At 73.2% G+C, this 13400-nt stretch carries 11 protein-coding genes; 6 read left to right on the top strand and 5 right to left on the bottom strand.

The window, feature by feature from the left end:
• Positions 1–66: 66 nt before the first annotated feature.
• Complete coding sequence (locus tag ABZ272_RS21475) at positions 67–1197, top strand: lytic polysaccharide monooxygenase (protein WP_355051717.1); 1131 nt, start codon at positions 67–69, stop codon at positions 1195–1197.
• 91 nt (positions 1198–1288) lie between these two features.
• On the top strand, positions 1289–1825 hold the full coding sequence (locus ABZ272_RS21470) for a GNAT family N-acetyltransferase (protein ID WP_355051716.1): 537 nt from the start codon (positions 1289–1291) through the stop codon (positions 1823–1825).
• A gap of 248 nt (positions 1826–2073) precedes the next feature.
• Here ABZ272_RS21470 and hemQ read toward each other — a convergent pair whose 3' ends face one another.
• The 3 genes from hemQ to hemE are packed head-to-tail and all read right to left on the bottom strand — an operon-like array spanning position 2074 to position 5286.
• On the bottom strand, positions 2074–2775 hold the full coding sequence (gene hemQ / locus ABZ272_RS21465) for a hydrogen peroxide-dependent heme synthase (protein WP_355051715.1): 702 nt from the start codon (positions 2773–2775) through the stop codon (positions 2074–2076).
• Entirely contained in the window at positions 2772–4181 is a 1410-nt protein-coding gene (hemG, locus tag ABZ272_RS21460) for a protoporphyrinogen oxidase (RefSeq protein WP_355051714.1), read from the bottom strand. The genes hemQ and hemG overlap by 4 nt, the downstream gene beginning before the upstream one ends.
• Positions 4182–4188: 7 nt before the next feature.
• The gene (gene hemE / locus ABZ272_RS21455) at positions 4189–5286 is read right to left on the bottom strand and encodes a uroporphyrinogen decarboxylase (protein ID WP_355051713.1); all 1098 of its coding nucleotides are present in this window, start codon (positions 5284–5286) and stop codon (positions 4189–4191) included.
• A gap of 136 nt (positions 5287–5422) precedes the next feature.
• Here hemE and ABZ272_RS21450 point away from each other — a divergent pair, with 136 nt between their 5' ends.
• Positions 5423–5995, top strand: coding sequence for a DUF3000 domain-containing protein (locus tag ABZ272_RS21450; protein ID WP_355051712.1), 573 nt, complete (start codon positions 5423–5425; stop codon positions 5993–5995).
• A gap of 31 nt (positions 5996–6026) precedes the next feature.
• Here ABZ272_RS21450 and ABZ272_RS21445 read toward each other — a convergent pair whose 3' ends face one another.
• The gene (locus tag ABZ272_RS21445; RefSeq protein ID WP_355051711.1) at positions 6027–6839 is read right to left on the bottom strand and encodes a hypothetical protein; all 813 of its coding nucleotides are present in this window, start codon (positions 6837–6839) and stop codon (positions 6027–6029) included.
• 146 nt (positions 6840–6985) lie between these two features.
• A complete protein-coding gene (locus tag ABZ272_RS21440) occupies positions 6986–8188 on the bottom strand; it encodes a S1C family serine protease (protein ID WP_355051710.1) in 1203 nt (400 codons plus the stop codon).
• A 210-nt stretch (positions 8189–8398) separates the two neighbouring features.
• Between ABZ272_RS21440 and ABZ272_RS21435 the strand changes: the two genes are divergently transcribed.
• The 3 genes from ABZ272_RS21435 to ABZ272_RS21425 all read left to right on the top strand — a co-directional run bounded on the left by ABZ272_RS21435 (position 8399) and on the right by ABZ272_RS21425 (position 13296).
• Positions 8399–9724 carry a ribonuclease D gene (locus tag ABZ272_RS21435; RefSeq protein ID WP_355051709.1) on the top strand — a complete coding sequence of 442 codons (1326 nt, stop codon included), beginning with the start codon at positions 8399–8401 and terminating at the stop codon, positions 9722–9724.
• A 303-nt stretch (positions 9725–10027) separates the two neighbouring features.
• Entirely contained in the window at positions 10028–11224 is a 1197-nt protein-coding gene (locus tag ABZ272_RS21430; RefSeq protein ID WP_355051708.1) for a thiolase family protein, read from the top strand.
• Positions 11221–13296 carry a 3-hydroxyacyl-CoA dehydrogenase NAD-binding domain-containing protein gene (locus ABZ272_RS21425; RefSeq protein WP_355051707.1) on the top strand — a complete coding sequence of 692 codons (2076 nt, stop codon included), beginning with the start codon at positions 11221–11223 and terminating at the stop codon, positions 13294–13296. The genes ABZ272_RS21430 and ABZ272_RS21425 overlap by 4 nt, the downstream gene beginning before the upstream one ends.
• The last annotated feature ends 104 nt before the right edge of the window (positions 13297–13400 follow it).

Below are 13400 nucleotides of genomic sequence, written 5' to 3'. Positions count from 1 at the left end.
GCACGGGAGCGGGCAACTCCCGGCAGTCCGGGTGTCGTCGTCCGACCTCATCCCCCCGGGGGCTCCATGTCCACAATCGCCCGAACACCACGCGTGCTCCGGCCGCTCGCCATCGCGGCAGCCGCCACGCTCCTGCTGACCACGGCGCTCAGCGTCTCGCTGGTCCCATCCGCCTCCGCGCACGGCTCGGTCGTCGACCCACCCTCGCGCAGCTACAGCTGCTGGCAGCGCTGGGGTGGTGACTTCCAGAACCCACGCATGGCCACCGAGGACCCGATGTGCTGGCAGGCCTGGCAGGCCGACCCGCAGGCCATGTGGAACTGGAACGGCCTGTTCCGGGAGGGCGTGGCCGGCAACCACCAGGGCGCGATCCCGAACGGCCAACTGTGCAGCGGCGGACGCACCCAGAACGGCCGCTACAACGCCATGGACACGGTCGGCGCCTGGAAGACCACGTCGGTGGCGAACAACTTCCGGCTGCGCTTCTTCGACCAGGCCAGCCACGGCGCCGACTACATCCGGGTGTACGTGACGAAGCAGGGCTTCAACTCGGCCACCCAGCCGCTGGGCTGGAACGACCTGGAGTTGGCCGGTCAGATCGGCAACACCCCGGCGTCACAGTGGACCAGAGAGGCCGATGGCGTCTCCATCCAGATCCCGGTCAGCGCGACGGGACGGACCGGGCGGCACATCGTCTACACCATCTGGCAGGCGAGCCACCTGGACCAGTCGTACTACCTGTGCAGTGACGTGGACTTCGGTGGCGGCACCAGCACCCCGCCGCCCACCACGCCACCGCCGACGACGCCGCCGCCCACCACGCCGCCGCCCACCACTCCCCCGCCGACGACGCCGCCGCCGACGACTCCCCCGCCGAGCACCCCGCCGCCGGCCGGCGCCTGCACGGCGACGTACCAGATCACCGGGCAGTGGTCCGGCGGCTTCCAGGCCGAGGTGAAGGTCACCGCCGGTGGTTCACCCACCAGGGGCTGGTCGGTGAGCTGGAACTACAACAACGGGCAGCAGGTCGCCTCGGTGTGGAGCGCCACCGTCACCACCAACGGCACGCTGGTCACCGCGCGCAACGTCAACTACAACGGCACGCTGGCTGCCGGGGCGAGTACGACATTCGGTCTGCTCGGCTCCTGGAACGGCAGCAACCCGGTTCCGCTGGTCTCCTGCACGGCGACCAGTTGATCCCCGTCCGGTGCCGCACCCGGGCGGGGGCGCGGCGCCGGACGGCGGGAATGCGGTGGTGCCCGGCGATCCGTCCGGGCACCATCTCCGCATGATCGACATCTTGGTGCTCACCCCCGACGACTGGCCCACCTGGCGGGAGCTACGGCTGGCCGCCCTCGCCGAGGCGCCGGACGCGTTCGGCTCACGGCTCGCCGACTGGCAGGGTGACGGCGATCGCGAGCAGCGCTGGCGCGACCGGTTGAGCATTCCCGGCTCACTCAACCTGGTGGCCGCCCTGGCCGGGCGTCCGGTCGGGATGTCGAGCGGCGTACCCACGTCGGACCCGCTGACGCTGGACCTGATCTCGATGTGGGTGCACCCCGACGCTCGCGGCAGCGGCGTCGGCGACCGCCTGGTGAACGAGGTGGCGCACTGGGCCCAGAAGCGCGGCGCGGAGCGGCTACGGCTCTGCGTCAGGGTGGACAACGCGCGCGCCAAGTCCCTCTACCACCGCGCCGGCTTCCGCTTGACCGACGAGCCGGGTGACCTCATGCCCGACGGCGTACGCCGAGAACAGGTCATGCTCCGCCCCCTCCACCCCACCCCGTGCCGCCGCGTCACCCCCGTCTCGCCGTGTCGATCATGAAGTTGTGGTGGTTGACAAAGCACCCACTGACGGGCAAATCAGGCACCACAACTCCATGATCGACGAGATCGGGCAGCCGGTGCGGCGATCTTGCACTTTCGGTTGCCAGATCGCGGCCTATGCCCCTTTCGTCGCAACAGAAAGTGCAAGATCGCGGGGGTGGGGCAGGAGGGGCGGGGCTGGGGGTCAGGGCGGGGGCTGGGCTGGGCGCACGCCCGGGCGGGGGTGCGGGCGGCGGGCGGTGAGGGTCAGACCAGGCAGTTGACGATCTCGGCGACCGAGCGGCGGCGGCCCGTGTAGAACGGGACCTCCTCGCGGACGTGCCGGCGGGCCCCGGAGGCGCGCAGGTCCCGCATCAGGTCGACGATCCGGTGCAGCTCGTCGGCCTCGAACGCGAGCATCCACTCGTAGTCGCCAAGCGCGAACGAGGCGACCGTGTTTGCCCGTACGTCGGGGTAGCCGCGCGCCATCTTCCCGTGCTCGGCCAGCAGCTCACGCCGCTCGGCGTCGGGCAGCAGGTACCACTCGTACGAGCGCACGAACGGGTAGACGCACAGGTAGGGGCGGGCCTCCTCGCCGGCCAGGAACGCCGGGATGTGGCTCTTGTTGAACTCGGCCGGCCGGTGCAGCGCCATCTGCGACCACACCGGGGTCAGCGCCCGGCCCAGCGTCGTGCGCCGGAACCGCAGGTACGCGTCCTGGAGGGCGTCGCTCGACGCCGAGTGCCACCAGATCATCACGTCCGCGTCGGCGCGCAGGCCGGCCACGTCGTACACGCCCCGGATCACCACGTCCTTGCCGGCCAGCTCGTCGAAGAGGGACTCGACCTCACCGGTGACGTTGTCCCGCAGCGACGGCAGCGTTCCGCTGGCCCGGAACACCGACCACATCGTGTAGCGGATGCTGTCGTTCAGCTCCCGCAGCCGGGCCGCGTTGGTCTGCTCGGTCATCTCGCCGATCCTCCCAGTGCTGTGATGATCTCGTCGGCCGCCGTCTCGCCGGAGCGGACGCAGACCGGTATGCCGACACCGTCGTAGCCGGCGCCGGCCAGGACCAGGGTGGGGTACGCGGCCCGCAGCGCCGTGCGCGCGGCGGCGACCCGGTCGGCGTGCCCCGGGGTGTACTGCGGCAGCGCGCCGCCCCACCGCTGCACGTGCCCGTCCACCGGGGCGGGCAGCGCACTGCCGAGCACCGCCGACAGCTCCCGGTGCACGGTCGCGGCCAGGTCGGCGTCCGGGCGCTGGAGCTGCGCCTCCTCGCCGTAGCGGCCCACCGAGGCACGCACGAGCGCCAGCCCGTCCGGCCGCCGTAGGTGCCCCCACTTCGTGGTGAAGAACGTCGCCGCCTTGATCAGCAGCCCCTCGGTGCTCGGCACCAGGAAGCCGGACAGCTCGGGCAGCGGCGGCTGCGGCAGCGCCAGGGTGACCAGCGCGACGCTCGCGTAGTCCAACTCGCCGACGACCGACGCGGCCTGTGGGGCCGGACCGGCGAGCAGACGGGCCGCCGGCCGGGCCGGCACCGCCAGCACCACGGCGTCCACGTCGACGCTCTGCGGGTCGCGGGTCGGGCCGACGGTGAGCCGCCAGCCGCTGTCGGTCCGGGTCACCTCGCGCACGGCGGCGTCCCGCCGGATCGTCGCGCCGCTGGCCGTCACCGCCGCCTCGATGAGGGTGCCCAGCCCGCCGGCCAGGGTGCCGAAGACCGGGGCGCCGGGCGCGCGCGGGGCGGCGGCCTGCGCGGCCCGGACCGCGCCGACCAGGGTGTGCTCCACCCGCGCCGTACGGGCCAGCGCCGGCATCGTGGTGACCAGGGACAGGTCGTCGGCCCGGCCCGCGTACACGCCGCCGAGCATCGGGTCGACCAGCCGGTCGACCACCTCGTCGCCGAAGCGGGAGCGGACCAGCGCGCCCACCGAGACGTCCGCGTCGGGCCCGACCAGCGGCCGACCGCCGTCGACGTCGGCGTCCGCCGCCGGGCGGGCGACCGCCGCCACCCGATCCAGATCCCCGGGTACGCCCACCAGCGTCCCGCCCGGGATGGGGCGCAGCCCCCCGTCGACGACAAGCGCGGCCTGCCCGACGCTGGGGTGCACGATCTTCTCGGCCAACCCGAGCCGGCGAGCCAGCGCCACCGCCGCGCTCTCGGCCCCGGTGGGGTCGCGCATCAGGAACGACTCGGCGCCGAACTCCACCGGTCCACCGGCCAGCGAACCGGTGCGCAGCTTGCCACCGAGCGCGCCGGACTGCTCGTACACGGTGATCTCGGCGCCCTCCGGCGCGCGGTCGCGCAAGCGGACCGCGGCGGCCAACCCGGCGATCCCGCCGCCGACCACCGCCACCCGCCAGGGCTGCCGCATCGCCTTCTCAGCCCTGGTCGGCCCGGCGGCTGGACACCTCGTGCACCAGCGCGACGACCCGGGTCAACACGTCCGGGTCGACCTCCGGCAGCACACCGTGGCCGAGGTTGAACACGTGCCCGGGGGCGGCCCGGCCCTGCTCGACGATGCGGCGTACCTCGGCCTCGACCACCGGCCACGGCGCGAGCAGCACGGCCGGGTCCAGGTTGCCCTGCACCGCCTTGTCCGGTCCGATCCGGCCGGTGGCCACGTCCAGTGGCGTACGCCAGTCGACGCCGACCACGTCCGCGCCGGCCTCACCCATCGCTCCCAGCAGCTCGGCGGTGCCCACCCCGAAGTGGATGCGCGGCACACCGGCGTCAGCCAACCCGCCGAGCACCTTCGTCGAGTGCGGCAGCACGTAGCGGCGGTAGTCGGCCTCGGAGAGCGCGCCGGCCCACGAGTCGAAGAGCTGCACGGCGGACACCCCGGCCTCGATCTGCACCCGCAGGAAGGCCAGGGTCACCTCGGCCAGCCGGGCGCAGAGCGCGTGCCACAACTCGGGGTCGCCGTACATCAGGGCCTTGGTCTTGGCGTGGGTCCGCGACGGGCCACCCTCGACGAGGTAGCTGGCCAGCGTGAACGGCGCACCGGCGAAGCCGATCAACGGGGTGTCGCCCAGCTCGACCACGAGCTGCCGGACGGCCTCGTCCACGTACGGGACGTCGTCGCGGCTGATCGGGCGGATCCGCTCGACGTCGGCGGCGGTACGGATCGGCTCGGCGACCACCGGGCCGGTGCCCGGCACGATGTCCAGGTCGATCCCGGCCGCGGCGACGGGCACCACGATGTCGCTGAACAGGATGGCCGCGTCCACCCCGTGCCGGCGTACCGGCTGGAGGGTGATCTCGGTGACCAGCTCCGGGCGGCGGCACGACTCCAGCATCGGCACGTTGGCCCGGATCTCCCGGTACTCCGGAAGGGAGCGTCCCGCCTGGCGCATGAACCAGACCGGGGTGTGCGGGCCGGGCTGGCGCCGGCACGCCCGGACGAAGGGCGAGTCGGCCGGGCCGCCGGGGCGCGGGTGTCCGTCTCGGGCGGCAGTGCCCGTGGTATCCGTGGTCATCGCCGCAATCGTGCCACGCCGCCCGCCTCGGACCGGGTGGGGGTGAGAGGAAGGGCACGTTCCACACCCGGACGCCCCTCGCGAGTGTCGGCGCGCCGTCGAAGCGGGCGGCCACGCGGCGGCATAGGCTGCCGACATGGCCCCCCCGATCGCGCTCCCGGAGACCTTCGCCCGCGCGGTCGCCGGGCTGCGGTCGCCGGCGCCCCGGCCGGAGATCACCCTGGAGGAGGTCGGCGCGCCCCAACGACTCGCGCCGTACACGTTCGCGCTCTCCGCGACGGTGCTGCGCGACGACGACGAGGTGGCCACCGGGCGGCTGATCCTGCTGCACGATCCCGCCGGCCACGAGGCGTGGCAGGGCACCCTGCGGTTGGTCACCTACGTGACGGCCGAGTTGGAGGTCGACCTCGCCGCCGACCCGCTGCTACCCGGGGTCGGCTGGACGTGGCTGACCGACGCCCTCGACACCCAGGACGCCCGTCACCGCGCGATCGGCGGAACGGTCACCCAGACCATGTCGACCCGGTTCGGTGATTTGGCCGGCCCACCGACGGCCGGCGACATCGAGATCCGTGCCTCCTGGACACCCGTCGACGACAACCTGGCCTCCCACCTGCTCGGGTGGTGCACCCTGCTCGCCTCGACGGCCGGCCTGCCCCCGCCCGGGGTCACCGCGCTCGCCGACCGCCGCCCGGCCGCCACCGCCTGAGGGCGCGGGTGACGGCGGGCGGCGCGGTGGATCAGAGGTAGTTCTCCGCCTCGTCGCAGACCTTGTCGAGACCCTTCATCGCGGCGTCGTACTTGCTCTTGTTGCCGGCCGCCGCCGCGCCCAGCGCCGTGGTCAGCTTGTCCAGGCAACTGGCGATGACCTTCTTCTGCCGGGCCTGCTCGTCACGGTCGTTCCGGGTACCGGTCAGATCCTGCTCGGTGTTGTCGAGCTTGTCCTGCATGACCTGCAGTTCGGTCTTGAGCCGACCGATCTCGGTGGTGTTGGCCGCGATGGTGCCGTCCCGCTGGCTGACCTGGGTGGTGAGGCGCTTCTCGGTCCGGTTCAGCTCGTTGTTCTTGGTCACGAACAGCCCGGTCATCACCCCGCTGACAAGGAGGAGCAGCGTGGCCACCAGGGCCAGCACCAGCACCGCGCGGCTCCGTCGAGGGGCCGGCGCAGCGCCGTACGGCGCCATACCGGGCGGGCCCGACATGGGCTGCCCGTACGCGGGACCGGAGACCGGCGGCGCCGACATCGGCTGCCCGGCGTACGGCGGGGCGCTGGCCGGGTAGGCGGCCGTCTGGCCGGCGCCGTACTGCGGGGCGGCCTGGCCCGGGGCGTACTGCTGCGGCGGCATCGCCTGGCCCGGGGCGTACTGCTGCGGGGTGGGCCGAGCGGGCTGACCGGTCGGGTACTGCGCGGTCGGTTCGGTGCCGGTCGGCTGGGGCGTCGTCGCGTGCGGCACCGTCGCGTCGGCGTCTGGCGCACCGGCCGGCGGGGTGGCGGCCGGCGGCGTCGGCGCGGCGGGCGGGGTGCCCTCCGGGCCGGTCGGTGGCTGGGACATGTTTCTTCCTCCAGGTGAGCGGGTCCTCCGCCGGTGGGCGCGACGGACCGGATGCAGCGTCGGAATCGTCCGGGACCGAGGACCCGGACGGGGTTGGGAGACGGCCGGGAGGGCCGTGTGGTGGCGCGGGCGGCCGAGGCCGCGGGTCAGCAGATCTTGAAACCGTCGCAGGCGACCTTGATCGGTACGGCCAGCCCGATGCCCTCGGCGTCGCGAGCCTTGGCGGTGGCGATGCCGACCACCTGCTTGCTGCCGTTGATCACCGGACCGCCGGAGTTGCCGGGGTTGATCGGCGCGTCGAACTGGATGGCCGGGCCGGAGCCACCCTGGGCGGCGCGCAACGCGCTCACCACACCGGTGGTGACGCTGTCCTCCAGGCCGAGCGGAGCGCCGACGACGACGATCTGCTGGCCGGACTTCACGGCGGTGGGCGCGGTGACCAGCCCGGTGAACTTGCCGGTGGTACGCAGGTGCGCCACGTCGTTGGTCTTGTCGACCTTGACGATGGTCGCCGGGAAGCGCTGGTCCGTGCGCTCCAGGAAGACCTCGCGTCCGCCGCCCTCCCACACCGACTCGACCACGTGGAAGTTGGTGAACAGGTTGGTGCCGCCGCCGGCCGCCGGCTTGCCGACCGCGAACGCGCTGCCGGTGAACTGGCCGGCCCGTACCCGGAACACGCTGGGCAGCACGGCGCTGGCCACCGCCTCCGGGTTGAACGCGGCGCCGGCCTGCTTCTCCAGGGCGTCCGCGCGCTTCTCCAGGCCGTCGAGGCGGGCGCCGTCGCCCTCCTGGGCCTGCGCCAGCCGGCCGTCAGTGGCGGCGAGCCGGTCACCGAGGCGGTCGAGCTGGTACGCCTGCACACCGACCACGGCGGCCAACGCGACGACGAGCACCGTGGCCAGCACGACCGGCCAGCGGCGTCGGGTGGGTCGCGTCGGCGGCGGGGTGACGCCCGGCCAACCGGGCTGGCCAGCGGGGTACGGCGGCGCGCTGGCCAGGTCACCGGCGGGCGGATAGCCGCCGCCGTACGACGCGGGAGCCACCGGGGCGTACGGCGCGGGCCCCGCCGGGTAGGGCGCCGGTCCCGGCGGCGCGGCGGGCGGGCCGGCCGGAACCGGACCCTGACCCCACTGCCCGCTGTTGGGCGGCGCCGACCAACCGGTGCGGGGCGTCGGGACGGCCATGGGTTGCTCGGTGCCGCCCGGCGTGCCGGACCAGGTGGCGCCGACCGGTGGATGCGGTTCGATGCGCGGGGGCAGCGGACCGGGCCGTTCGGCGGCTGAACCGCTCATGGCGTCCGGGTCGGCGCCCATCGGTCGCCCGTCGCCCGCACCGAAACCAGCCGTCATGATCGTCTTGCCCTTCCCCGTGATCTCCCCGTGCGGCCGTGATCCCGGATGTCACCCGATCGGGGCCGACGGCTCGATGGACCGTACCTGCGCGAACGGGCTTTGTCTCCCCCGATGTCCGGCATCCGAAAGGACGCCTTGCGGACACCTGGTCGACACACGCCGGACCGGCTGCGCACGCGGGATCGGCGCGCGCACTAGGGTTGGCAGGTGACCGACGAACCACCCCTGCGCCGTCGGCCCACCGCAGAACCTCCGGGACACGCACCCCAGCACCCGCCGTCGGCCCAGCCGCAGCCGGCGGGCGAGGGGCCCGACCCGACCGACGGTGGGCCCGTTCCGCTGACCGCACCGCGTGACGGCACCCCCGAACCGGTGGCCACCCCGGCCGAACTCGCCGAGGTCGTGGCCCGTTTCGCGGCGGGCACCGGCCCGGTTGCCCTCGATGCCGAACGCGCATCGGGCTACCGCTACAGCCAACGCGCGTACCTCGTGCAGCTACGCCGCGCGGGCGCCGGCACGGCGCTGATCGACCCGCTGCCGCTGCCCGACCTCAGCGCGCTGGACGCGGCGATCGGCGAGGCCGAGTGGGTGCTCCACGCGGCCAGCCAGGATCTGCCGTGTCTGGCCGAGGTGGGGCTGCGCCCACGCCGGCTGTTCGACACGGAACTGGCCGCTCGGCTGGCCGGGTTCGACCGGGTCGGCCTGGCCGCGCTGACCGAGCAGCTACTCGGCTACACCCTGGAGAAGCACCACTCGGCGGCCGACTGGTCGAGTCGTCCGCTGCCCGAGTCGTGGCTGACCTACGCGGCGCTCGACGTGGAGATGCTCACCGATCTGCGCGACGCGCTCGACGCCGAGCTGGCCCGGCAGGGCAAGTCGGCCTGGGCCGCCGAGGAGTTCGCCGCCCTGGTCCGTACCGGCGCGCGCCCGCCCCGGGTCCGCGCCGAGCCCTGGCGGCGCACGTCCGGCATCCACCGCGTGCGAGGGGCGCGGGCTCAGGCCCGGGTCCGTTCCCTGTGGTACGCCCGGGACCAGATCGCCGCCCGACGGGACGCCGCGCCCGGTCGGGTGCTGCCCGACTCGGCCATCGTCGCGGCGGCCGAGCTGGACCCGAAGGACGAGAAGACGCTGCTGACGCTGCCCGGCTTCGGCGGCCGATCGGTCCGCCGGCTGGCCCGTACCTGGCTGGCCGCGCTCGACGACGCCCGGGAGCTGCCGGACGACGCCCTACCGGTCACCCCGACGGTGGAGGGACCACCCCCACCGCACCGGTGGGCCGAGCGGGACCCGGTGGCGGCCGGTCGCCTGGCCCGCTGCCGGGAGGTGGTGGTCCGTCTCGCGGGCGAGCACAACCTGCCCCCGGAAAATCTGATCACCCCGGATTCGGTACGTCGGCTGGCCTGGACTCCTCCGGAGGAGATCACCGAGGCCACGGTGGCGGAGGTACTTCGCGGCTTCAACGCCCGCGAGTGGCAGATCGCCCTGCTAGGCGCAGAGCTCACCGAGGCCCTGGCCCCCAACCCCATCCCCTAACCCACCCCGCCCGTCCTCTCCCCCGAATCCCGCCCCGCGGGCCGCCGTTGATCATGAAGTTAGTGCCATCGCCATCGGCGTGTCGTGACAACAACTTCATGATCACGCGAGGCGAGGCGTGGCCAAGTGGGGTGGGGGCCGGTGGGGCCGGTTTGTGGGGTGGGCCACAGTGGGGCGTGGGGACGGGGTTGGTTACTGGCGAGTAGCATTCCGGGTGACGTGCCCCGCCCGGCCGACGCTCGTTCGGTCCGGAGCGCCGCCCAGCGGTGCGGAGGCCGAATTGTGGTCGATTAGGAGGCTCAAGTGCCCCGTGAAGTTCGGGATGTCGTCTTCGTCGACGGCGTCCGTACCCCATTCGGCAAGGCGGGTGGCATGTACGCCAACACCCGCGCCGACGACCTGGTGATCCGCTGCATCCGGGAACTGCTGCGGCGCAACCCGCAGCTTCCGCCGGAGCGGGTCGAGGAGGTCGCCATCGCTGCCACCACCCAGATCGGCGACCAGGGCCTCACCATCGGCCGTACGGCCGCGCTGCTGGCCGGCCTGCCCAAGACCGTGCCCGGCTTCGCCATCGACCGGATGTGCGCCGGCGCGATGACCGCCGTGACCACCGTGGCCAGCGGCATCGCCATGGGCGCGTACGACGTCGCCATCGCCGGCGGCGTCGAGCACATGGGCCGCCACCCGATGGGTGAGGGCGTCGATCCCAACCCGCGCATCGTCGCCGAGAAGCTGGTCGACCCGTCCGCGCTGGTCATGGGCGCGACCGCGGAGAACCTGCACGACCTGGTCCCGCACATCACCAAGGAACGCACCGACGCGTTCGCGCTCGCCTCGCAGCAGAAGACCGCCAAGGCGTACGCCAACGGCAAGCTCCAGGACGACCTGGTGTCGATGTCCATCCGGGACGCCGAGGGCGGCTGGGGTCTGGCAACCGTGGACGAGGCCCCGCGGGACACCTCGCTGGAGAAGCTCGCCACCCTGAAGACCCCGTTCCGCCCGCACGGCAAGGTCACCGCGGGCAACGCGGCCGGCCTGAACGACGGCGCCACCGCGAGCCTGCTCGCCGACGAGGCGACCGCCCGCGAGCTGGGCCTGCCGGTCGCCATGCGGCTGGTGTCGTTCGGCTTCGTCGGGGTGGAGCCGGAGGTGATGGGCGTCGGCCCGATCCCGTCGACGGAGAAGGCCCTGCGCCTGGCCGGGCTCAGCATCGACGACATCGGACTGTTCGAGCTGAACGAGGCGTTCGCCGTGCAGGTGCTCGCCTTCCTCGACCACTTCGGCATCGCCGACGACGACCCGCGGGTCAACCCGTGGGGCGGCGCGATCGCCATCGGCCACCCGCTCGCCTCGTCCGGCGTACGGCTGATGACGCAGCTGGCCCGCCAGTTCGCCGAGCACCCCGAGGTCCGCTACGGCGTGACCGCGATGTGCATCGGCATCGGCATGGGCGGCACGGTCATCTGGGAGAACCCGAACTGGGAAGGTGGCGACAAGTGAGCGCGAGCACTGTGAAGGCGCCGAACGAGGTCGTCACCAGGGCGCTGCTGCGTCAGGTGAACGTGCCGGGGCTGGACCGGCCCGCCGCCCTGATCACCCTGGACAACGGCTTCGACCACACCAAGCCGAACACCTTCGGCCCGGCCGGTCTGGCGAGCCTGGACGCGGCGATCAGCGCCGCGCTCGCCGCCGACCCGGCGTTCATCGCGGTCACCGGTAAGCCGTACATCTTCTGCGTGGGCGCGGACATCGTCGGCCTGCCGCAGCTCGCCGACCGGGCACAGGCGCTGGAGATCGGTCGGCTCGGTCACCGGGTCTTCGCCCGGCTCAAGGACAGCAGCGTGCCCACGTTCGCGTTCGTCAACGGCGCGGCCATGGGTGGCGGCCTGGAATTGGCGCTGCACTGCCACTACCGGACGCTCTCCGGAGGCGCGGCGGCACTCGCCCTGCCCGAGGTCTCCCTCGGTCTGGTGCCCGGCTGGGGCGGCACGCAACTGCTGCCGAACCTGATCGGCATCCCCGCCGCCACGCAGGTGATCATCCAGAACCCGCTGATGCAGAACAAGATGCTCAAGCCGAAGCAGGCCGCCGAGCTGGGCATCGCGGACGTGCTGCTGGAACCGGCCGACTTCCTGGAGCGCTCGCTCGAATGGGCCGCCGGTGTGGTGCGCGGCCAGGTCACGGTGACCCGGCCCGAGGTCGACAAGGACATGTGGGCGGGCGTGCTCTACTTCGCCCGGGAGACGCTGAACCAGCGGCTGCACGGCGCGGTACCGGCCGCGTACAAGGCGTTGGATCTGCTCGAGACCGCCAAGGACGGCGACTTCGCCGCCGGCACCGCCGCCGAGGACGAGGCCCTCGCGGACCTGGTCTTCTCGGAGGAGCTGCGCAGCGGCCTGTACGCCTTCGACCTGGTACAGCGGCGGGCCAAGCGCCCGGCCGGCGCACCGGACAAGGGCCTTGCTCGCACGATCACCAAGGTCGGCATCGTCGGCGCCGGCCTGATGGCCAGCCAGTTGGCGCTGCTGTTCGCCCGCCGCCTCCAGGTGCCGGTCGTCATGACCGACCTGGACCAGGCCCGGGTGGACAAGGGCGTCGGCTACGTACACACCCAGATCGAGAAGGCCGTCACCAAGGGCCGGATGGACAAGGGCACGGCCGCCAAGCTGTACGGCCTGGTCAGTGGCACGGTCGACAAGAGCGCCTTCAGCGATGCGGACTTCGTCATCGAGGCGGTCTTCGAGGACCTGGGCGTCAAGAAGCAGGTGTGGGCCGAGCTGGAGAAGATCGTCTCCCCGGAGGCGGTGCTCGCCACCAACACCAGCTCGCTGTCGATCACCCAGATGGCGGCGGAGCTGGAGCACCCCGAGCGGGTGGTCGGCTTCCACTTCTTCAACCCGGTGGCGGTGCTGCCGCTGCTGGAGATCGTCCGGGGCGAGCGCACCGACGACGCCACCCTGGCCACCGCGTTCGCCGTGGGCAAGCAGCTCAAGAAGTCGAGCGTGCTCGTCAAGGACGCCCCGGCGTTCGTGGTGAACCGGCTGCTCACCCGCTTCCTGGGCACCGTCTTCGCCGCCGTGGACGCCGGCACTCCGCTGGACGTCGCGGACAGCGCCCTGGACCCGCTGGGCCTGCCGATGCGGCCGCTCGCCCTGCTCCAGCTCGTCGGGCCGGCCGTGGCGTACCACGTGGGCGGCACCCTGCACGCCGCGTACCCGGACCGCTACGACGTCAGCGAGAACCTGAAGCGGATCGCCGACTCGGGTCAGCCGCTCGTCGTCGACGACCAGATCAACGCCGAGGTCGCAAAGCTGCTGGTGGTGGGCGATGAGCCGCTGACCGCCGAGCAGGTACGGCAGAACGCGCTCGACGCGCTCGCCCAGGAGATCCGGCTCATGCTGGACGAGGGTGTGGTCGCCGAGGCGCAGGACATCGACCTGTGCATGATCCTGGGCGCCGGCTGGCCGTTCCACCTGGGCGGCGTCACGCCGTACCTGGACCGCACCGGCACCTCCGAGCGGGTCACCGGCCGGCGGTTCCTGCCGCGCGGGGCGGCGAGCCTGCCCGCCTGACCGATCAGCTCCACCGTCGCGGTGGCCGGACCGTCCCTCGTGGACCGGGCCGGGCCCCCCCCCGGGTGGGGGGGGGTGGCGGGGGGCCGCGGGGCCGGGCCGGG

The organism is Micromonospora sp. NPDC005979 (assembly GCF_040614415.1).
In the GTDB taxonomy this organism is placed as follows: Bacteria; Actinomycetota; Actinomycetes; order Mycobacteriales; family Micromonosporaceae; genus Micromonospora.
Note: the sequence above shows the minus strand (reverse complement) of the source record. Positions and strands in the feature narration are given on the sequence as shown.

What these genes read in the sequence shown, in the direction of transcription:
- ABZ272_RS21475 (WP_355051717.1), top strand. Translation starts at nt 67, where the DNA reads ATGTCCACAATCGCCCGAACACCACGCGTGCTCCGGCCGCTCGCCATC.
- ABZ272_RS21470 (WP_355051716.1), top strand. Translation starts at nt 1,289, where the DNA reads ATGATCGACATCTTGGTGCTCACCCCCGACGACTGGCCCACCTGGCGG.
- hemQ (WP_355051715.1), bottom strand. Translation starts at nt 2,775, where the DNA reads ATGACCGAGCAGACCAACGCGGCCCGGCTGCGGGAGCTGAACGACAGC.
- hemG (WP_355051714.1), bottom strand. Translation starts at nt 4,181, where the DNA reads ATGCGGCAGCCCTGGCGGGTGGCGGTGGTCGGCGGCGGGATCGCCGGG.
- hemE (WP_355051713.1), bottom strand. Translation starts at nt 5,286, where the DNA reads ATGACCACGGATACCACGGGCACTGCCGCCCGAGACGGACACCCGCGC.
- ABZ272_RS21450 (WP_355051712.1), top strand. Translation starts at nt 5,423, where the DNA reads ATGGCCCCCCCGATCGCGCTCCCGGAGACCTTCGCCCGCGCGGTCGCC.
- ABZ272_RS21445 (WP_355051711.1), bottom strand. Translation starts at nt 6,839, where the DNA reads ATGTCCCAGCCACCGACCGGCCCGGAGGGCACCCCGCCCGCCGCGCCG.
- ABZ272_RS21440 (WP_355051710.1), bottom strand. Translation starts at nt 8,188, where the DNA reads ATGACGGCTGGTTTCGGTGCGGGCGACGGGCGACCGATGGGCGCCGAC.